The 19,707-nt window shown below is 63.9% G+C and carries 17 protein-coding genes and 1 pseudogene; 10 read left to right on the top strand and 8 right to left on the bottom strand.

Translation table 11 applies throughout. From position 1 onward, the window contains the following. A pseudogene (locus KMAL_RS17630) lies at positions 1 to 166 on the bottom strand (acetyl-CoA carboxylase biotin carboxyl carrier protein); the annotation flags it as partial. Next, complete coding sequence (aroQ, locus tag KMAL_RS10545; RefSeq protein ID WP_003616996.1) at positions 163 to 618, bottom strand: type II 3-dehydroquinate dehydratase; 456 nt, start codon at positions 616 to 618, stop codon at positions 163 to 165. The pseudogene KMAL_RS17630 and the gene aroQ, both read right to left, overlap by 4 nt. Before the next feature lie 315 nt (positions 619 to 933). On the opposite strand from aroQ, the gene KMAL_RS10540 reads away from it, so the two are divergent. Next, positions 934 to 1,455 carry a septal ring lytic transglycosylase RlpA family protein gene (locus tag KMAL_RS10540; RefSeq protein ID WP_110095665.1) on the top strand — a complete coding sequence of 174 codons (522 nt, stop codon included), beginning with the start codon at positions 934 to 936 and terminating at the stop codon, positions 1,453 to 1,455. On the opposite strand, the gene KMAL_RS10535 is transcribed toward KMAL_RS10540, so the two are convergent. Next, the gene (locus KMAL_RS10535; RefSeq protein ID WP_110095669.1) at positions 1,418 to 2,386 is read right to left on the bottom strand and encodes a YihY/virulence factor BrkB family protein; all 969 of its coding nucleotides are present in this window, start codon (positions 2,384 to 2,386) and stop codon (positions 1,418 to 1,420) included. The two genes, KMAL_RS10540 and KMAL_RS10535, sit on opposite strands and share 38 nt — an antisense overlap. 484 nt (positions 2,387 to 2,870) lie before the next feature. On the opposite strand from KMAL_RS10535, the gene KMAL_RS10530 reads away from it, so the two are divergent. Beyond that, positions 2,871 to 4,001, top strand: coding sequence for a type III PLP-dependent enzyme (locus tag KMAL_RS10530; protein WP_110095664.1), 1,131 nt, complete (start codon positions 2,871 to 2,873; stop codon positions 3,999 to 4,001). A 185-nt stretch (positions 4,002 to 4,186) separates the two neighbouring features. Further along, the gene (locus KMAL_RS10525; RefSeq protein ID WP_110095663.1) at positions 4,187 to 4,573 is read left to right on the top strand and encodes a copper resistance CopC family protein; all 387 of its coding nucleotides are present in this window, start codon (positions 4,187 to 4,189) and stop codon (positions 4,571 to 4,573) included. A gap of 214 nt (positions 4,574 to 4,787) precedes the next feature. Here KMAL_RS10525 and ccmB read toward each other — a convergent pair whose 3' ends face one another. Together ccmB and ccmA are read right to left on the bottom strand one after the other, a co-directional pair. Beyond that, positions 4,788 to 5,468 (bottom strand): heme exporter protein CcmB, encoded by a 681-nt coding sequence (gene ccmB, locus KMAL_RS10520; protein WP_110095662.1) that lies wholly within the window; start codon positions 5,466 to 5,468, stop codon positions 4,788 to 4,790. Continuing rightward, the gene (gene ccmA / locus KMAL_RS10515) at positions 5,465 to 6,148 is read right to left on the bottom strand and encodes a heme ABC exporter ATP-binding protein CcmA (protein WP_456306381.1); all 684 of its coding nucleotides are present in this window, start codon (positions 6,146 to 6,148) and stop codon (positions 5,465 to 5,467) included. The genes ccmB and ccmA overlap by 4 nt, the downstream gene beginning before the upstream one ends. 233 nt (positions 6,149 to 6,381) lie before the next feature. Between ccmA and acnA the strand changes: the two genes are divergently transcribed. Continuing rightward, positions 6,382 to 9,075, top strand: a complete 2,694-nt coding sequence (gene acnA / locus KMAL_RS10510) for an aconitate hydratase AcnA (protein ID WP_110095660.1) — start codon at positions 6,382 to 6,384, stop codon at positions 9,073 to 9,075. Between the two features lie 253 nt (positions 9,076 to 9,328). Further along, positions 9,329 to 10,222: a LysR family transcriptional regulator gene (locus KMAL_RS10505; protein WP_110095659.1), complete on the top strand. Its 894-nt coding sequence runs from the start codon at positions 9,329 to 9,331 to the stop codon at positions 10,220 to 10,222. Between the two features lie 209 nt (positions 10,223 to 10,431). On the opposite strand, the gene KMAL_RS10500 is transcribed toward KMAL_RS10505, so the two are convergent. The 3 genes from KMAL_RS10500 to KMAL_RS10490 form a co-directional block, all read right to left on the bottom strand. After that, positions 10,432 to 11,370, bottom strand: coding sequence for a hypothetical protein (locus KMAL_RS10500; protein ID WP_180999797.1), 939 nt, complete (start codon positions 11,368 to 11,370; stop codon positions 10,432 to 10,434). A gap of 103 nt (positions 11,371 to 11,473) precedes the next feature. Further along, the gene (locus KMAL_RS10495; protein WP_110095658.1) at positions 11,474 to 12,742 is read right to left on the bottom strand and encodes an AAA family ATPase; all 1,269 of its coding nucleotides are present in this window, start codon (positions 12,740 to 12,742) and stop codon (positions 11,474 to 11,476) included. Beyond that, positions 12,739 to 13,377 (bottom strand): hypothetical protein, encoded by a 639-nt coding sequence (locus KMAL_RS10490; RefSeq protein ID WP_110095657.1) that lies wholly within the window; start codon positions 13,375 to 13,377, stop codon positions 12,739 to 12,741. The genes KMAL_RS10495 and KMAL_RS10490 overlap by 4 nt, the downstream gene beginning before the upstream one ends. Positions 13,378 to 13,606: 229 nt before the next feature. Between KMAL_RS10490 and rimP the strand changes: the two genes are divergently transcribed. From rimP to rbfA, 5 genes are read left to right on the top strand one after another with little or no spacing between them, the layout of a single operon-like run. Beyond that, on the top strand, positions 13,607 to 14,233 hold the full coding sequence (gene rimP, locus KMAL_RS10485) for a ribosome maturation factor RimP (protein WP_110095656.1): 627 nt from the start codon (positions 13,607 to 13,609) through the stop codon (positions 14,231 to 14,233). 20 nt (positions 14,234 to 14,253) lie between these two features. Continuing rightward, entirely contained in the window at positions 14,254 to 15,804 is a 1,551-nt protein-coding gene (nusA, locus tag KMAL_RS10480; protein WP_110095655.1) for a transcription termination factor NusA, read from the top strand. Continuing rightward, positions 15,749 to 16,459: an RNA-binding protein gene (locus tag KMAL_RS10475; protein ID WP_408887915.1), complete on the top strand. Its 711-nt coding sequence runs from the start codon at positions 15,749 to 15,751 to the stop codon at positions 16,457 to 16,459. The genes nusA and KMAL_RS10475 overlap by 56 nt, the downstream gene beginning before the upstream one ends. Then, entirely contained in the window at positions 16,456 to 19,149 is a 2,694-nt protein-coding gene (gene infB, locus KMAL_RS10470) for a translation initiation factor IF-2 (protein ID WP_110095654.1), read from the top strand. Before KMAL_RS10475 ends, infB begins: the two co-directional genes overlap by 4 nt. Then, complete coding sequence (gene rbfA, locus KMAL_RS10465; RefSeq protein WP_110095653.1) at positions 19,146 to 19,586, top strand: 30S ribosome-binding factor RbfA; 441 nt, start codon at positions 19,146 to 19,148, stop codon at positions 19,584 to 19,586. Before infB ends, rbfA begins: the two co-directional genes overlap by 4 nt. The last annotated feature ends 121 nt before the right edge of the window (positions 19,587 to 19,707 follow it).

The raw sequence follows: 19,707 nt of genomic DNA, 5'->3' as shown, positions 1-19,707 counted from the left end.
CGACCGGCAGGGGGGCCGGGGCGACGGCATGGGTCGCCGCAGGCGCCGCGCGCACGACACGGACACGGCTGTCCTTTTCCGCGATCTCGATTTCGGTCAGGCCAGTTTCGGTCAGAATTTCGGCCAATGCCCGAATGGCATCCGCATCCACGAGCAGTCGGCTCATTGATCGTCCTCGTCCAGAATCATGTCGGTCATCGCATGGAGCGCCAGCGCATAGCCTCGCACGCCAAGCCCGCAGATGACGCCGATGGCGGCGCGGGAGACGTAGGAGGTATGGCGGAACGCCTCACGGCGATGGATGTTGGAAATATGGACCTCGATCACCGGCAGATCGACCGCCAGCAGGGCGTCAAGGACCGCGATGGAGGTATGGGAATAGGCCGCCGGGTTGATGATGATGCCGCGTGCGCGGCCCCGGCATTCCTGAATCCATGAAACGAGTTCCCCTTCGCCGTTGGTCTGGCGGAAATCGATCGCCACGTCGAGCTGCTCCGCAGCCTGCACGCAGACCTGTTCGACATCGTCAAGGGTTGCGACGCCGTACACTTCCGGCTGCCGCAGTCCAAGCATGTTGAGGTTCGGGCCGTTGAGAACGGCAATCAGGGGACGCTCCATAATGACAGGCGCCGTAGCATGCCCGCCGCCGTGATCCAAGCCTGTTCTGCATTCCATGGCGAATCGGACGCCCCCGATGCCTGCCGGGGGGCAGGCCGGATGCGCCGGAAGGATACGCGGCAAACACTTTCCCTTATGTTAATGACATGAGGGATAGGAAATAATGCCTCAATAAATATAAAGATGACTTTTGAAGTCATAATATACGGCACAGGCGCGGACCTGAATCAGGCTGGTCGTATTCATTTATATTATGTAATAGTTCCGGCCATGATTGTCGGACCCTTACATATACAGCCACGGAAGCGGTGGCGGATGCCGGATTTTCCGGCATGGGTCCTGTCATGTCTGCTTGTGGCCTGCCTTGGTCTGGCGGGGGGCGCCCGTGATGCCCATGCCCGGCATGTGAAACATGGCGTGCATAATGTCGCGGCCCGGCAGGGCAGGGCCGCCCGGCACCATCATCACCATCCCCTGCGCCGCCTGCCGCCCTTGCCCCCGATGAAAACCGTCTCGTCCACATGGTCGCAGCACGGACTGGCAAGCTGGTACGGCACCCGCCGTGAAATCGGCCATCGCACGGCGTCGGGGGATGTGTTCGACCCCACGGCCATGACGGCGGCGCACCGGCAACTGCCGCTTGGCACACTTGTGCGGATTCGCGCGGCTTCCACCGGGCGGTCGGTCATTGTCAGGATCAATGACCGCGGTCCCTATCGCGGCAGGAGGATCATCGACCTGTCACCCGCTGCGGCGCGGATGCTTGGCCTGATGGACCGGGGGACGATGATGGTCGATATTACGGCGCTTCCCCCGGGGGGCGCCTCGCAGGGGTAGTCGCCTCGGTCCCCGTCGGGTGGTGGGACTTGCGCGCGATGGACCATCCTTCCATCTGCGGGCCGTTGTCGCGCAGGCACATCTGGATTTCCAGCCCGGCGTTCAGTTCCGCGCCCAGCAGCACGACATAGGCCGAGACGTAGAACCACATCATCGTCGCCACGAAGGCGCCAAGGGGTCCGTAGGTCGCGCCATAGCCCGCGATGTGGCTGACGTAATAGGAAAACCCGAACGAGGTCAGCAGCCACAGCAGGGTCGCCGCCACCGAGCCGGGCAGGATGCAGCGCCATGACGTGCTCTGCCGGTTGGGGCCGAATCGGTAAAGCAGCGAACATCCCGACAGCACGAACAGCAGCATCAGCGCAGGGCCGCCCATGTGCACCAGCAGTTCGACCGAACCCGGCGGCGGCGCGAGCGAGAGTTTCTGCGGCAGGTAATCCAGCAGGATCGGCAGCGCCACCATCAGCGCCAGCGTCAGGATGCCGCCAAAGATCGCACACAGCGTCATGATCATGCCCATGGCCTGGAAACGCAGGAAACTACGGGTTTCGGGCGTATTGTAGGCCACGTTCATGGCCAGCAGCAGCGAACGCGTCGCCGCCGAAGCCGACCACATGGCGATGGTGGTCGAGACGATCAGGTTCAGTGTCAGCGACGAATGCGACTGCGCCACAAGGATGTGGATCCGCTCGCCAATCAGGTCATAGGCCGCAGGCGGCAGCAGGTTGCGCAGGACGACCAGTTGCGGCTCCACCGTCTGGGGGTCGAACAGCAGCCCGTAGATGGAGATCATCGTGCTCATGGCCGGGAACAGTGACAGCGTGGCGTAGAACGCACATCCCGCGGCGGCCAGCGTGATCTGGTCGGACGCAATGTTGGTGGCCACCTGTTTCATGACGGGCAGGATGTGACGGTGCAGGGCGTCATTCATGTCCGTGGCATTCTTTGTGGCGCTTCCGGGCGTGGGCGGCGCGGGGGTGACGGAAGCCGCCACCTCGATCTGGTCTGGGGAAGAAGAGATCAATGCGTTGTCCAGGTTCTGGTCACTTGGGTCCCGGTGGGCGGGGCCGCTTGGCAACATGCTGCGTCCCGGCATCCCGTCCTGCCGGGGACGAAAAAAGAATCACGACAATATTTTGGTCGGTTTTGCCCACCTTAAACGAAAAAGGTCACGATGAGGCGAATTTTTCTATTGCGTTATGGGCGTATTGTCCTCATATGCGCTCCCTACGCAACAACGCACGTGCCACTGGCCCTCTGAGGTTACGCAACGACGTCAAGCGTTCTGGCAATCGGGGCCTGCTGCTTGGGCCCCTCACTGGTCGCTGGTCCGTTAGACCGTTTCGCAACATCTGTCCGTTTGTTCAGTAATCCTACTTGCATCCGGACGGCAGAACAGAAGGGATTTGGGTGCGATGACTCCCAAAATCGCCCGTTATCTGGCCGAGCAGTCCCCTGCGACGCCTTGCCTTGTCGTTGACGTCGATCGCGTCGAGGAGCGCTACAGCGCCCTGCGCGAGGCGCTGCCGCTTGCGCGTATCTATTACGCGGTCAAGGCGAATCCGGCTCCGGCCATCCTCGACCGGCTTGTCGGCCTTGGTTCTGCCTTCGATGCCGCCTCGTGGGAAGAAATCCAGATGTGCCTGCGCGCCGGTGCCGCGCCGCAGGACATCTCGTTCGGCAATACCGTCAAGAAGGTGTCGGCCATCGCCCGCGCGCATGAGGCGGGCATCGACATGTTCGCCTTCGACTGCGCCGAGGAACTGGAGAAGCTGGCGCGCCATGCCCCGGGCGCGCGGGTCTACTGCCGCCTGATCGTGGAGAACGAGGGCGCTGACTGGCCGCTGTCGCGCAAGTTCGGCACGACGCTGGACAATGCCCGCGACCTGATGCTGCGCGCGCGTGACATGGGGCTGGACCCGTATGGCCTGTCCTTCCATGTCGGCAGCCAGCAGACCGAAACCAATGCGTACGAAGCCGCGATCGCGCGGGTCGGCATGCTCTTTACCGACCTGAAGGCTGCGGGGCTTGAACTGCGCATGGTCAACCTTGGTGGCGGGTTCCCGATCCGTTACCGCGATGATGTGCCGGGCATCGACCGTTTCGCGCTGGCGATCAGCCACGCGATGACGGAGCATTTCGGCAATGACCTGCCGGAAATGATCGTGGAACCGGGCCGTTTCATCGTTGGTGACGCAGGCGTGGTGTCGTCCGAGGTCGTGCTGGTCAGCCGTCGCGGCATTGATGATGGCGTGCGCTGGGTCTACCTCGACATCGGTCGCTTCGGCGGTCTGGCGGAGACGGAGGGCGAGGCGATTCGCTATGGCATCCGCACCCCGCATGACGGCATGGCGACGGGACCTGTCGCGATTGCCGGCCCGACGTGCGACGGGGCGGACATCATGTATGAAAAGACGCCCTACAACCTGCCGCTGGACCTGGAATCCGGGGATCGGATCGAACTGCTCTCCACCGGGGCGTATGTCTCGACTTACTGCTCGACCGGGTTCAATGGCCTGGCGCCGCTGACCGAGCATTACATCTGAGTGGGAATTTCCGCCTAATACACTGAAAAGTAACAAAAGTTTTTGGGTGTCGCCTTTTTTTCAAAAGGCGGCGTCTTTTGAAGCTTTCTGGAAGGGACGGCGCGGGTATCCGTGGCCGTCCCTTTTTTATTTTGCGTGGCGCGATAGAACATCACCTGTCTGTCATCTTCCGCCGGGGGCGCGCCATGCGTAATTCATTCTCCTTCCTGCCCGCCTGCCTTGCCGCTGTCCTGCTGTGTGCCGGGCTGGCGCGACCGGCGTGGGCAAATCCGTCGCTGGTGCATGCAACGCCCGCCGCACGACAGAGCGTGGGGGCAGGGACGGTGACAATCCGGCTGGATTTCGATTCGGTCCTCGACCCGTTTCACACGCGACTCGTGCTGCTCGGCCCCAGCGGGGTGCCGCAGCTGCTTCTCGCCTCGCCCAAGGATGACGAGCAGCAGGCGATCTCGGTCGATGTGCCGCTGTCCACGCCGGGGGCCTATGTCCTGCAATGGCGCGCGGGCGGGAAGGGAAGCGGCGTCAGCCATGGCAGCGTGCCGTTTGATGTTGTCGCGGCCCCACAGAAGTGACGGTTTCAAAACGTCTGCGATCTTTGATGGGGGGCGAAGCCGTCATGTGCATGGAACATCCGGGCTCTGCCCGGACCCGGCAGGGAGCGCGCTCCCTGCACCCTGATCTGTTTATTAAGGTCTTGGTTTCCAAAGGGTAATACCCTTTGGTGGGGGTTCGGGGGCAAGGCCCCCGAGCATGCGCCGCCGCCAGTACATTAAACCCCGGCCCGTGCTACTCCACGGCCGCGCGCAGCCCGGCCCCTGCCGCCAGCGGGCACAGCGGAATCGCCGCAGCGAGGAACGCCGCGAGCAGTTCAAGGTCCGGCCCCCATGACAGTCCCGTCTGTGCCGCATCCAGCGCCGCCGCCCCGAAAATCAGCGCGGGCGTGGTCAGCGGCAGCACCAGCAGCGGCAGCAGCACGCCGCCACGCCGCGCACCCAGCACGACCGACGCCGCCATGCCCCCGATCAGTGAAAGGATGAGCGTGCCCAGCAGCAGCCCGATCAGCAGGATCGGCAGGCTGTCCGATGGCATGCCCAGCATGATCCCAAGGGGGGCCGCCGCCGCCAGCAAAGGCAGGCCGGTGGTCAGCCAGTGGGCCATCATTTTTGCCAGCGCGATCAGGGCCGGCGGCAGGCCGGTCATCATCAACTGGTCGAGCGACCCGTCCTCCAGTTCCGACCCGAACAGGCGGTCGAGCGGCAGGAGGGCGGCAAGCAGCGCGCAGACCCAGACGATTCCCGGCGCCATATGGCGCAGCAGTTCGGGCGAGGGGCCAAGTGCAAGCGGGAACAGCGCGCCCGCAAGGATGAAGAACAGCACGGAACCCAGCGTATCCGCCCCATGGCGCAGGGCAAGGCGCAGGTCGCGTTCAAGGATGGCGAGGATCAGGGTGGGGGTCTGAAGCTTCAAAACAGGTCATCCTCGGGGAAATCCTCCATCGCCTGGGGGATGTCGGATTCGTTCAGTCCCGGCAGCGCCAGCGATTTTGCATCCGGCAGGGGTAGGGGAACGTGCGTGGTTGCGATCACGATTCCGCCAGCTTCGCGATGGGTGCGGAAAAGGGTTTCCAGCAGTCCCATCGTGTTGCTGTCGAGGCCGAGGCTCGGCTCATCGAGTAGCCAGAGCGGCGCACGCGCCAGCAGGACACGCGCAAGGGCGGCGCGACGTTTCTGCCCGGCCGACAGCATGCGCGCGGGCAGGTCCGCAAGTCCGGAAATATTGAGTGCTGACATGCAGGAATCCGGATCGCCCCCACCGGCGCGCGCCGCCAGCGTCAGGTTTTCACGCAGCGTCAGGCCGGGTTTGAGCGCATCCTGGTGGCCCAGGTACGCCACCCGTTCGGCATGGCGCGAACGGTCCGCCAGCGCATCGACGCCTGACCACAGCACATGGCCGCCTTCCGGTTTGCGCAGCCCGGCCAGCACACGCAGCAATGTGGACTTTCCAGCCCCGTTCGGACCCGTCAGCAGCAGCGCGTCACCCGCGTCGAGTGAGAGGCCAACCTGGTCCAGGACAAGGCGTTCCCCGCGAAAAACCGAGATATTTTCCACTTTCAGCAGGGGCGTGTTCCTCGGGGCAAAGGCAGTGATGGCCGGGTCCTCCGCATGGTTGCGATCGGGTTGGGGCGGGGCGGGGCGAAACCCGATCCCGCGTTCTTGTTACCGGGGCCTGCTTGTGTCGGCCCCGCGTCCGGGTATGTTCTACCACCGTTGGGAGATCAAGCCGGTTATCCACTGAAAGGTCACGCCACGCCTGTCTGTTCACGTGGCGGGAGGGCTTCGGTGGATGGCCCAGGGCTGATGCCTCGGAGGAAACAAAGCCAATGAAGACGGTTGGGCACGACTCACTGAAAACGGGCCGCACACTCAAAGTGGACGGCAAGACCTACCATTATTTTTCCATCCCTGAAGCCGAGAAGACCATCGGCAGCGTCGCGCGGCTGCCGGTCAGCCTGAAGGTGCTGCTGGAAAACGTCCTGCGTTTCGAGGACGGGCATTCCTATACGGTTGACGACGCCAAGGCGATCGCCGGCTGGCTGCCCAAGGGCAGTTCCACCAAGGAAGTGCCGTTCAAGCCCGCGCGCATCCTGATGCAGGACTTCACCGGCGTTCCCGCCGTGGTCGACCTTGCGGCGATGCGCGACGGCATCCTCAAGCTCAAGGGTGACCCGCAGAAGGTCAACCCGCTGGTGCCCGTCAACCTCGTGATCGATCACTCGGTCATGGTGGATGTCGCGGGTTCGCCCGAGGCGCTGCAGGACAACGTCACGATCGAGTTCGAACGTAACGGCGAACGTTACGCCTTCCTGCGCTGGGGCCAGGAAGCGTTCGAGAACTTCTCGGTCGTGCCGCCGGGCACGGGCATCTGCCACCAGGTGAACCTGGAATACATCGCGCAGGCGGTGTGGACGGCGAATGTCGGCGGCAAGGACTATGCCTACCCCGACACCCTGTTCGGTACCGACAGCCACACGACCATGGTCAACGGCATGGGCGTGCTGGGCTGGGGCGTTGGCGGGATCGAGGCCGAGGCCGCGATGCTGGGCCAGCCGATCGCCATGCTGATCCCCGATGTCATCGGGTTCAAGATGACCGGCAAGCTGCCTGAGGGCGTGACCGCCACCGACCTGGTGCTGACGGTGACGCAGATGCTGCGCAAGAAGGGCGTCGTCGGCAAGTTCGTCGAGTTCTTTGGCCCCGCCCTTGACCACCTGCCGGTGGCCGACCGCGCGACCATCGCCAACATGGCCCCGGAATACGGCGCGACCTGCGGCTTCTTCCCCGTCGATGACCTGACGCTGGATTACCTGCGCCAGACCGGCCGTGAGGAACACCGCATCAAGCTGACGGAAGAATACCTCAAGGCGCAGGGCATGTTCCGTCATCCCCATTCGGAACACCCCGTCTTCACCGACACGCTGGAACTCGACCTTGCGACCATCGTGCCGTCGATCGCGGGCCCGAAGCGTCCGCAGGACCGCGTCGTCCTCAAGGGCGCCGACAAGGCGTTCGAGACGGAACTGACCGGCAGCCTGGGCGTGCCCGAAGCCGACAAGAACAAGAAGGCGCCCGTCGCGGGCACCAACTACGAACTGGGTCACGGTGACATCGTGATCGCGGCGATCACGTCGTGCACCAACACCTCCAACCCGGCCGTGCTGATCGCGGCGGGCCTGGTGGCGAAGAAGGCGCGCGCGCTGGGCCTGAAGCCCAAGCCGTGGGTCAAGACGTCGCTGGCGCCGGGGTCGCAGGTCGTGACCGACTACCTGACGCGCGCGGGCCTGCAGGAAGAGCTGGACGCGATGGGCTTCAATACCGTCGGCTATGGCTGCACCACCTGTATCGGCAATTCCGGCCCGCTTGAGGACCACATTGTCGACGCCATCGAGAACAACAAGCTCGTGGCCGTGTCCGTCCTGTCGGGCAACCGCAACTTCGAGGGGCGCATCTCCCCGAACGTGCGCGCCAACTACCTCGCCAGCCCGCCGCTGGTGGTGGCCTACTCCCTGCTGGGCACCATCCGCGAGGACCTGACGACGGCGTCGCTGGGCACGTCCAAGGACGGCAAGCCGGTGTACCTGAAGGACATCTGGCCCACCAACCACGAGATCGCCGCCCTGATCGGTTCGGCCATCACGCGTGACGAGTTCATCCAGCGCTACAAGCACGTCAGCCAGGGCACCAAGGAGTGGCAGAACCTGAAGGTCGCGACGGGTTCGGAAACCTATGCGTGGGATCCGTCCTCCACCTATGTGCAGGACCCGCCGTACTTCCAGGACATCACGCCCGAGCCCAAGCCGCGTGGCGACATCATCGGCGCGCGCATCCTTGCGCTGCTGGGTGACAACATCACGACCGACCACATCTCGCCCGCCGGCGCGATCAAGGAAAGCTCCCCCGCGGGCAAGTATCTTGAAGCCCATGGCGTCGCGAAGAAGGACTTCAACTCCTACGGTTCGCGTCGTGGCAATGACCGCGTGATGGTGCGTGGCACGTTCGCCAACATCCGCATCAAGAACGAGATGGTTCCGGGCACCGAGGGTGGCTTCTCCAAGCATTATCCCGACGGCAAGGAAGGCGCCATCTACGACGTGGCGATGGAATACAAGAAGGAAGGCACGCCGCTGGTCGTCTTTGGCGGCAAGGAATACGGCATGGGTTCGTCGCGCGACTGGGCGGCGAAGGGCACCCTGCTACTGGGCGTGCGCGCGGTGATCGCTGAAAGCTTCGAGCGTATCCACCGTTCCAACCTGGTGGGCATGGGCGTGCTGCCGCTGCTGTTCAAGGACGGCACGACGCGCAAGACGCTGGGCCTGAAGGGCGATGAAATCATCGAGATCAAGGGGCTGGACAACATCACCCCGCGCATGACGATGACGATGACCATCACCCGCGCCGATGGTTCCAAGCAGGAAGTTCCCCTGCTGTGCCGTGTCGATACGCTGGACGAGGTCGAGTATTTCCGCAATGGCGGCATTCTCCAGACCGTTCTGCGTGGCATGACCAAGGCCGCCTGATCCACACAGGCGGGCTGGCGTTGCGCCAGCATCGGTAAGAAAGGCGGCGGCCCGTTTGACGGGCCGCCGTTTTTTTATGTCCCGATGGTGGCCGCCCACCCAGTCCGTGGCGAAAAACTGCCAAATCCGCCCGTTTATGCGGAACCTTGCAAGAAACACATGTCGGCGGTGCTTTTACGCTATATTGTGTATAAATACGGCATCGTTTAAAACTATATATGATATAATAACATGCTGCACGTACCGGGGCCTCATGGATCTGCTCTCTGCCTTGCACAGCTTCGTTCGCGTGGCTGCAACTGGCTCGTTCTCCGCCGTTTCACGTGAAACGGGGGCCAGCCAGCCCACGATTTCGCGTCATATCGCGTTGCTGGAGGCCCATTACGGCGCCACCCTGTTTGCACGTACGACCCGCAGCCTGATGATGACGGAGGACGGGCGCAGCCTGCTTCCCCATGCCTATGAGGTGCTGGAAATCCTGGAGACGGCGGAAACCGCGCTGGGCCGTCGCCGGGCGTCGGTTTCCGGGCTGGTCCGGCTGGGCGTCACGACGGCGTTTGGCCTGTATCTGACGGGCAAGCTGGGCAAGCTGCTGGAGGAACATCCCGACCTGTCGGTCGAACTGGTCATGCGTGACGGGTTCGGCGATCTGGTGGAGGAGGGACTCGACCTTGCCGTGCGGGTGGGCTCCATTGCCGAAGGGTCCCTGATTGCCCGGCGACTCGGTTCGGTGCGGCGTTATGTCGTGGCGTCCAGCGATTATCTGGCCCGGCGCGGCACGCCTGCGCATCCGCGCGACCTGCTGAACCACCCCTGCATCGCCTACAGCTATGGCGGGTCACGCCATGACTGGCATTTCGAATGCAAGGGGGAAGAGAATGTCGTTGCGGCCAGTGGCCCCTTCCGTGCCAACAGCAGCGAGGCGGTATTGCAGGCCGTACGCTCCGGTCTTGGCATTGGCATGCTGCCGTCCTTCCAGGTGGAGGAAGATATCGCCAGCGGGCGGTTGATCCACCTGTTCTCCGAATGGACGGTGCCGGAAATGCCGTTCTATGCGGTGCATACCGGTCCGCGCACCCTGCCGCTGCGGACCCGCACGGTGCTGGATTTCCTGATCGATATTTCCGACGTGCTGCGGCAGGGATAAGCCGGGCGGGTGATGCCTCAGGGCCCTGCCCTGAAACCCGCCAAAGGGCATGGCCCTTTGGAAACCACGACCTGCTGGACCATAACCCCAATCATCCAGAAGTTTTTGGTGATGCTTTTTTCCAAAAGCTTCAAGGAATGTCGCCCTTTCAGATCGGCAGGCGACACCCAAAAATTTCATATCCCAAAATAATTCATCACCCGCCGGGATCAGTCGAGCGAACTGCCGGGATTCTTGTCGGTCGGCGCTGCCGGGTCCTGCGCCGCGCGGGCCCGCTGCTCCTCACTGGACGCCATCATGTCGCTGTTGAACCCGTCATGCAGGATATGCGCCCAGGTTTCCATCCAGCTATTGCCCTTCTGCACGAAGCTGAGGGCAGCGGGATGCTGTGACAGCGTTTCCTTGACCCAGTCATCGGGACTTTGCAGGGAAGCCGTCTTGTCGGTGGCCACCGGGTTGAGGAAAATCGTCACCGTTTCCACGTTCACCGTATGGTCGGGCGAGGGGGAGGCAAGGGTCCAGCTGGCCTTGTAAAGGACATTCGGCAGGGTGAAGCCCAGTTCCTTCAGGCGGTTGGCAATGATGGCCGTGCGCGTGATGGAGGTGGGATAGACCGACGCCGTGAACCAGCATTCCACCCCCGGCGGTTTGGCAGGCATGACATGGGCCGCAAGGTTGCGGTCGTCATGGCAGCTGGAATCCATCGACAGCGCGGCACTTTCCGGCAGGGCCTGCGTGCTGGCCTCGGCCCCGATCAGGCCGGTGACAACATGGTCATGGACGCGGACAAGGACATTTTCCAGAATCTCGCCATGCGGGCCGGTGATGACATTCATGACCGGATGCCACACCCCCGCAGGCAGCGGGAGGATGCGCCCCGCGAAGGGGATCGCCTTGGTCAGGCGATCGGTAATCGGCATCATGGTCACGACGCCATCATCACCGCCACCGGCATTGTCGCTGGGGGGAGGGGCGTCGTTTATGCCCAGCGCGTGATGGATGCGCTGCGTGATGTTCTGTACGCCGGGCCACAGGCGCCCCAGATACGCAGGTGGAAAGACCAGCATCAGGATCGAAAAGATGAAAATGGAATACAGGCACAGACGCCATACCGGGGCACGATGCCAGAGACGGGAAAAAGCAGACATTCCGGGGTTTCATATCCTGATGCCGCATATCGGGGCGGCCGCAGGGCGACTGATGACGCCACGATCACGGGTGACCCCGACCCCATAAGGGGCCGGGTGCGGGTTACTTGATGATGCGTGCCTTCTGGGCCTCGCTGTCATTGGCGATTTCCGCGACGACGCCATCCTCGCTGGAGACGATACGTACCAGCTTCGCCCCCTGCTGCTGCGCGGTGATGAGCGAGTCGCTGATCATGTCCTCGATGGAGCGGGCAAGGTCACGCGCACTGGCGGCAGGCCCCATGCGGTCCTGGCGGCGCATGACCTGGAACAGCAGCGACGGGTCGATGCCCCCGGTTTCCACCTTCAGGCCATAGCTGTCGATCATCGCCTCGATCTCCAGCGCGGAGACGCGGGCGATGTCCAGCCCCTCAAGCGCACGGAAGACGAAGATCCGGTCCAGGCGGTTCAGCACTTCCGGCGCGAAGCCCGCCTGGCGCAGGGCCTCGACGGATTCGGCACGCATCTTGTCGGGTTCGTCGCTCAGCCGGTCGGCGATTTCCGAAAGTTCATCCGTCGCGATGTTGGAGGTCAGGATGAAGATCGACCGCACGGTGGAGATATGCTGCCCCGTGGAGGCCTCGGTCACATGGCCGTCGTTCCATGCCGTCAGGAATTTCTTGAAGACATCGGGGTGCGCCTTCTCGATTTCATCGAGCAGCACCACCGCGTCGGGCTTTTCCTTCAGCCCGCCGGTCAGCTTGCCGTAGGTGTCGGAGCCGACATAGCCCTTGGGCGAGCCGAACAGCTGCGTCGCGGCATGGGGCGAACTCATCTGCGTCATGTCGAAATTCAGCAGCGGCCGGTCAAGCTGGCGCGCCAGCTGCTTGGCCAGGTAGGTCTTGCCCGTGCCCGGCGGCCCGGCCAGCAGGAAGATGCCCACGGGCTTGCCACGGACATGCAGCGCCAGCCGGCGTCGCAGCTGGGCGGCGATGTCCTCGCACACCTGGTCCTGGCCGATGACGCGCGCGCGCAGGCTCGCGGCCAGTTCCTCGGCATCTATGATGGTTTCTTTCTGTTCGCGCGCCAGCATTTCCTCCAGCGCACTACGATTGGTCAGTCTGGCCAGTACGTCCATCATCCATCCCCGTCTGCGTCGGAGTCCCTTTCTGGCCAGTCTCTCTGCACGGTTTTCGAACCAGAGTCCGGCCAGCGTCAAAATAGCGCTACCCACGGCTGCGACCGGATAGGCCGGCGCACACCATTCCATGAAATGCCGTATGCTGGCGAGTGAAAGATGCAAGGCCGCAGCGGCCTGTATGCTGCCCAGGATCAGGAATATGACCATGATGACCGGCAGCATGCGTTCAAAAGCCGGATACAGCGCCTTCATTGAACGACGACCCCGATAACAAGTTGTCCATCCTTGTACAGCACCGGCAGCGACGTCGGTCCGGGGACGAAGATCGCCCCGGCATGCAGTCCGGCGGCACCCGGGTCGCTGACGGGACGGATCGTGACCTCGCCCGCGATGCGGATCGGCAGGACAACCGTGCGCGGCTGCCCCGTCAGGTGCACGATCTGCGTCAGGCCCATGGATTCCACGCTGACGACCGAATTGCCCGCGCCCATGTCATAGAGCGGCATTTCCGCCAGCACGATCTCATGGCGTTTGAGCGCCGCGAGGATCGCGTTCTTCTGGTTGATGTCGAATGACGTGAACTGCAGCATGTCGGTCGCGCGGTCCGGCGCGATCATGGGCATTTCACCCAGCAGGTCGGCATGCGCGCGGGTATGGTCCACCACCGCCCGCATCCCGCCGTTTGCGCCGTTGCCGCCCTGTCCCGCCAGTGCGGTGGGCGCGCCGGTGGCGCCGCCCGTGCCGTTGGCTGCATCCGATGCGCCGCCAAGGCTGTGGACGCCAAATCCCCCCGCCACGACAGCCGCCAGCAGTCCCGCCACCACCATGCGGCGGCTGCCGGTCTGGCGTTGTGGCTGGCGGGATGGTTCCGTCGGAGGGGCGGACATCGGCGTCATGTTATTATAATGATGGGGGCCGCAGGGGGAGGCAAGCGTTTAAGCTGCACACAGTGTTACCGATGGCTTAAAAAAGCGTTCACATATGCCTTTGCCCGCCCCACGGCGGCGGTGTGCAGTATATAGACCTTGCGGACCGGCTGATCATGGCCTAAGTATTGCGGCAATTCCTTCAATTTATGATTATTTGGGGGGTGGCCGCAGGGCCGCCTTTTTTGCATTGGACGCAGACCTGCCTTTCCTGACCGGCCTCGACGCCCGCATTGCCGACATGATCGGCCCTGCGCTGGTGGACATGGGGTTCGAGATCGTCCGCGTCGCGGTGCTGGGGCGGGAATCCCCGACCGTGCAGATCATGGCCGACCGTGCCGATGGCTCGCAGATCACCATCGAGGACTGCGAGCAGATCAGTCACGCGGTTGGCGCAATCCTCGACGTGGAGGATCCGCTGCCGGGGGAATGGACGCTGGAGGTCTCGTCCGCCGGGATCGACCGTCCCCTGACGCGCCCGAAGGACTGGGACCGTTATTCCGGCCACCTTGCGAAGGCGGAGATGAACATGCCCGTCGATGGCCGCAAGCGGTTTTCGGGCATCGTGCTGGGCGCGCGTGACGGGCATGGGTTGATGCGCCTTGACGACGGGGTCGAGGTGGCGTTGCCTTTCGAGGAAATGCGCAAGGCGCGGCTGGTGCTGACCGACGCCCTGATCGAGGCGAGTGCCCGCATGGCGCATCCCGATGGTGGTGCGCCACAGACTGATGAGGACCCGACGGCCGAGTCGCCGGACGGGATGTTGGAACAGACTCGCGGTCGGCGCGGCGGCAGGCCGTCGCGCAAGGCCCACTGAAAGACGCTCTGGAGACCCTGATGGATACGTCCGTTTCCCGTCCTGAACTGTTGCTGGTGGCGGATGCCGTCGCGCGTGAGAAGTCGATCGACCGCGAAGAAGTGCTCGAGGCGATGGAGCAGGCCATCCAGAAGGCCGGTCGCGCCAAGTACGGCCACGAAAAGGACATTCGCGCCACCATCGACCGCAAGACCGGTGATGTGCGCCTGTCGCGCTGGACCGAGGCGGTGGAGGAAGTGGAGAACGAGGAAACCCAGATCCCGCTTCACATCGCGCGCAAGTTCCGCCCCGAGATCCAGTTGGGCGAACACCTGATCGACCCGCTGCCGCCCATCGATTTCGGGCGCATCGCCGCCCAGACGGCCAAGCAGGTGATCGTCCAGCGGGTGCGCGAATATGAGCGCAAGCGCCAGTACAACGATTTCAAGGACCGTGTGGGCGAGATCGTCAACGGCACCGTCAAGCGGACCGAATACGGCAACCTGATGGTGGAGATCGGCAGTTCCGAGGCGCTGCTGCGCCGCGATGAACTGATCCCGCGCGAAAGCTTCCGCAACTCCGACCGCGTGCGCGCCTATATCTATGACGTGCGCGACGAGCCGCGCGGGCCGCAGATCTTCCTGTCGCGCACGCACCCGGCGTTCCTGGCGAAGCTGTTCGCGCAGGAAGTGCCCGAAATCTATGATGGCATCATCGAGATCAAGGCCGTCGCCCGTGATCCGGGTTCACGTGCCAAGATGGCGGTGATCTCCCGCGATGCCTCCATCGACCCTGTCGGCGCGTGCGTCGGCATGCGCGGGTCGCGCGTGCAGGCGGTGGTGCAGGAACTGCAGGGCGAGAAGATCGACATCATCCCGTGGAGCCCGCAGGCCGCGACCTTCGTGGTCAACGCGCTGGCGCCGGCGGAAGTCAGCAAGGTGGTGATGGACGAGGAGGCCGGCAGGGTCGAGGTCGTCGTCCCCGACGAGCAGCTGAGCCTTGCCATCGGCCGCCGTGGCCAGAACGTGCGCCTTGCCAGCCAGCTGACGCGCTGGGATATCGACATCCTGACGGAAGCCGAGGAATCGGAGCGCCGCCAGGAGGAATTCCGCCGCCGCAGCAACCAGTTTGTCGAGGCGCTGGACGTTGACGACGTGATCGCCGGCCTGCTGGTGACCGAAGGCTTCCATTCCATCGAGGAACTGGCCTTCGCCGATGCGGACGAACTGGCGGGAATCGAGGGTTTTGACGAGGACGTCGCCAGCGAACTGGTGCGCCGCGCCGAAGGCTTCCTCGCCCGCCGCGAAGAGGAAATGGACGAAAAGCGCCGTGCGCTTGGCGTATCGGACGATATCGCCAACCTTGGCGTCTTCACGGTGCAGATGCTCGTGACGCTGGGTGAGAAGGGCGTCAAGACGCTTGATGACCTCGCGGACCTGGCGGGTGACGAACTGGTCGATATCCTTGGCGCAGACGCCATTGATGAGGAAGCGGCCAACGAAATCATCATGGCCGCGCGCGCGCACTGGTTCGAGGATGACGAGTCGGGGGCGGATGAGACCCCTGAACAGCAGGAGAATTCCGACGTCTGAGGAATATCCCATAGAAGATCACGAGCTGCAGGAAGAGCGCGGACCGCTGCGACGTTGCGCGGTCACGCGTGAGCGCCTGCCACGTGAAACGATGGTCCGGTTTGTCATTTCACCCGACCGGATCGTGACCCCCGATCTTTCCGCGCGTCTGCCCGGACGGGGAATTTGGTTGAGCGCACGGCGGGATGTGCTAGAAACGGCACAGACACGTGGCGTGTTTGCACGTGCCGCGCGCGGACAGGTTGTCATTCCGCCTGATCTTGCCCATCTGGTAAAGGACGGGCTGGAACGCAGGATGATGGATGTCCTGGGACTTGCACGGCGGGCAGGACAGGTTGTCTGTGGCTTTGCCAAGGTGCGGGAATGGGTTGCGGGCGGTCGCGTCGCACTGGTTATCCAGGCGGCGGACGGGAGTCCGGACGAGAGGATGAGAGTTTTGTCCGGTGCACGGGATCTTCCGGTTGCGGTTGTTCCTACGGCATCGGCACTGGGTGCGGCATTCGGCCGTGACCATGTCGTTCATGCAGCGATGCTGCATGGCGAACTGGCGCGTCGTTTCCGTGTCGAGAATGAACGTTTTGCGGGACTGTCCGGCAGGATGGAACCGAATTCGGCGGATAAGTCCGTCGGACGGTGTGAACAGGCGGGTACATGAGCGAAGGCAACGATCAGGATCAGGGTAAGGGACGCTTGTCCCTGCGGCCGGCGGGCCGGAGGGAGGTCGGACGGACGGTCGATGCCGGTTCCGTCAGGCAGAGCTTCAGCCATGGTCGTTCAAAGGTGGTCCAGGTGGAGGTGCGCAAGAAGCGCGGCGCCGGGACTCCAGGCAGCGGATCCGGTCCGTCGGGTGGCCGTTCCGGTGGCCGCGCCGGTGCCGGGCGGGCGCTGACGGCGGCCGAACTGGCCACGCGCCAGCGCGTGCTCGAGGAGCAGCGCAAGGCCGCGATCCAGCGGGAGAAGGAACGGCGCGAACAGGAAAAGATCACGATCCTGTCCGCGGCCGAGGAAGCACGGCGCAAGGAAGAGGACGCCCGTCGCGAGGCCGAGGAAAGCGCACGCGCCAAGGCCGAGGCCGAAGCGCGCGAGCGTGAGGAAAAGCAGGCCCGCGCCGCAAGCACCCCGCAGTCCAAGGGCCCTGCCGCCGCACCGCCGGAACCCCCGGGTCCCGTCGTGTCGGCCACGCCGATCCCCGGCGAGGTGACGCTTGCACCGCCGATGGAACGCCTGCGCCCGCTGGCTGAACGCGCGATCATGCCGTCCAAGCCGATCACGCCGTCGCGGCCCGCGCCGTCGCGTGCCAATTCGGCCGCGGCACCCGCGGAAACGCTGCGCCTGCGCTCCGGCCGGGCCGACGGGGGCGAGGAAGAGCGTCGTCCCAGCCGTCGCCCCGGTGGCAATGTCGCGCCGGGACGCCGTCCTTCGGGCGGGTCGAAGAAGAATGACAGCCGCCGCTCGGGCCGCATTGACGTGCAGGCCGCGATCGAGGGTGATGACGACAAGACGCGTTCGCTCGCGTCGGTGCGTCGCCAGCGTGAGCGTGAGCGCCGCCAGGCGGAACTCGAGCGCCTGCGTTCGGACCAGGTCCGCGTGGTGCGTGACGTTGTCCTGCCCGAGACCATCACGGTGCAGGAACTGGCCAACCGCATGGCCGCCCGTCAGGGCGAGGTCATCAAGGCGCTGATGAAGATGGGCGTCATGGCGACCGTCACGCAGTCGCTCGATGCGGATACGGCTGAACTGATCGTGCAGGAATTCGGCCATCGTGTCCGCCGCGTCGCGGACAGTGACGTCGAACTCGGCATCGAAGGCATCGAGGACAAGCCCGAGGACCTGCGGCCGCGTCCGCCGGTTGTCACGGTCATGGGTCATGTCGATCACGGCAAGACCTCGCTTCTCGACGCGCTGCGCACGACCGATGTCGCCACTGGCGAAGCGGGCGGGATCACGCAGCATATCGGTGCGTATCAGGTCACGCTGGCATCGGGTGCGAAGATCACCTTCATCGACACCCCCGGCCATGAGGCCTTTACGGCCATGCGTGCCCGTGGCGCGTCGGTGACGGATGTCGTCGTGCTGGTCGTGGCGGCGGATGACGGCGTCATGCCGCAGACGATCGAGGCCATCAAGCACGCCAAGGCGGCGGATGCCCCGATCATCGTCGCGATCAACAAGTGCGACAAGCCGGGTGCGAACCCCGACCGTGTCCGTCAGGAACTGCTGTCGCACGAGATCGTCGTCGAAAGCATGGGTGGCGACACGCAGGATATCGAGGTCTCCGCCCTCAAGCGCACGGGCCTCGACAAGCTGGAAGAGGCGATCCTGCTGCAGGCCGAAATGCTCGACCTCAAGGCGAACCCGGATCGCATGGCCGAAGGTGCGGTCATCGAAAGCCGTCTGGATCGTGGGCGTGGCCCCGTGGCGACCGTCCTGGTCCAGAAGGGCACGCTGCGCCGTGGTGACATCGTGGTGGCTGGCGCCGAATGGGGCCGCGTGCGTGCGATGATCGACGACCGTAACCGTCAGGTGCAGGCCGCAGGCCCGTCCATGCCGGTCGAGGTGCTGGGCATCGCCGGGGTTCCCGGCGCGGGTGAGCAGTTCGTTGTCGTGGACAATGAAAACCGCGCCCGTGAGATTTCGGAGTTCCGTCAGCGCGTGATCAAGGAACGCACCGCAGCGGGCCAGACCGCCGCGCGTGGCACCCTTGACCAGATGCTGGCCCGGATTCAGGCCGGTGCGCAGAAGGAAGTCGCGGTCCTTATCAAGGCCGACGTGCAGGGATCTGCCGAAGCACTGCAGATCACGGTGCAGAAGCTTGAGCATGAGGAAGTCAAGATCCGCGTCCTCAATGCGGGTGTTGGCCAGATCACCGAAAGCGACGTGCAGCTTGCCAAGGCATCGGGCGCGGTCATCATCGCCTTCAACGTGCGTGCCACGGCCCAGGCCCGTGAACTGGCGCAGCGCGAGGGCGTGGATATCCGCTACTACTCGATCATCTATCAGGTGGCCGACGATGTGGAGCAGCTCGTGCGTGGCAAGATCGCGCCCAAGCACCGCGAGAAGTTCCTTGGTTATGCCGAGATCCGTCAGGTGTTCGACATTACCCGCGTGGGCAAGGTCGCCGGCTGTTACGTCACCGAAGGTGTGGTCAAGCGTGGCTGTGGCGTGCGCCTGCTGCGTGACAACGTCGTCATCCATGAGGGTGAGCTGAGCCAGCTCAAGCGCTTCAAGGACGATGTGAAGGAAGTGGCACGCGGTTACGAATGCGGCCTGTCCTTTGCGGGTTACAATGACCTGCGTGAAGGCGACGTGGTCGAGTGCTTTGAAATGGAACTGGTTCCGGCATGAGCCGCCATTCCTCACGGGACAAGGTAAGGACCACCGGGCCGGCAGGGAAACTTGCCGGTCATGGTGTTTCTGGCCCCTCGCAGCGACAGTTGCGCGTGGCTGAGGAAATCCGGCGCGTGCTGGCGGATATCTTCGCGCGTGTCGAATTCCGCGACCCGGAACTTGTCGATGCCCGCATTACCGTGACCGAAGTGCGGATTTCGCCCGACCTCAAGCATGCGACCGTCTTTGTCGCGCGCCTGGGGCGTAGCGATATCGAGGCGCTTCTGCCGGCGCTCAAGCGGGTTTCATCCTTCCTGCGTTCGCGCCTGTCGCACATGGTGCGCCTGCGTGGTGTGCCGGAACTGCATTTCCAGCCCGATACGGCACTGGATTATGCGATGCATGTGGATGACCTGTTGCGGGATCCGTCCGTGGCGCGCGATCTGGAAGACTGAGGGCGCGTTTTCAGGATCGTCCTTTGGGTGAAATGCCGCTCTCTGGTCTAGGGGGCGGCATTCTTTTTGAAGCTTTTTGAAAAAAGCTTCACCAAAAACTTCTTTAGGAATCAGGGTGCAG

The organism is Novacetimonas maltaceti, from assembly GCF_002906255.1.
GTDB classification, from domain to species: domain Bacteria; phylum Pseudomonadota; class Alphaproteobacteria; order Acetobacterales; family Acetobacteraceae; genus Novacetimonas; species Novacetimonas maltaceti.
This window is presented reverse-complemented; position numbering and strand designations above follow the sequence as displayed.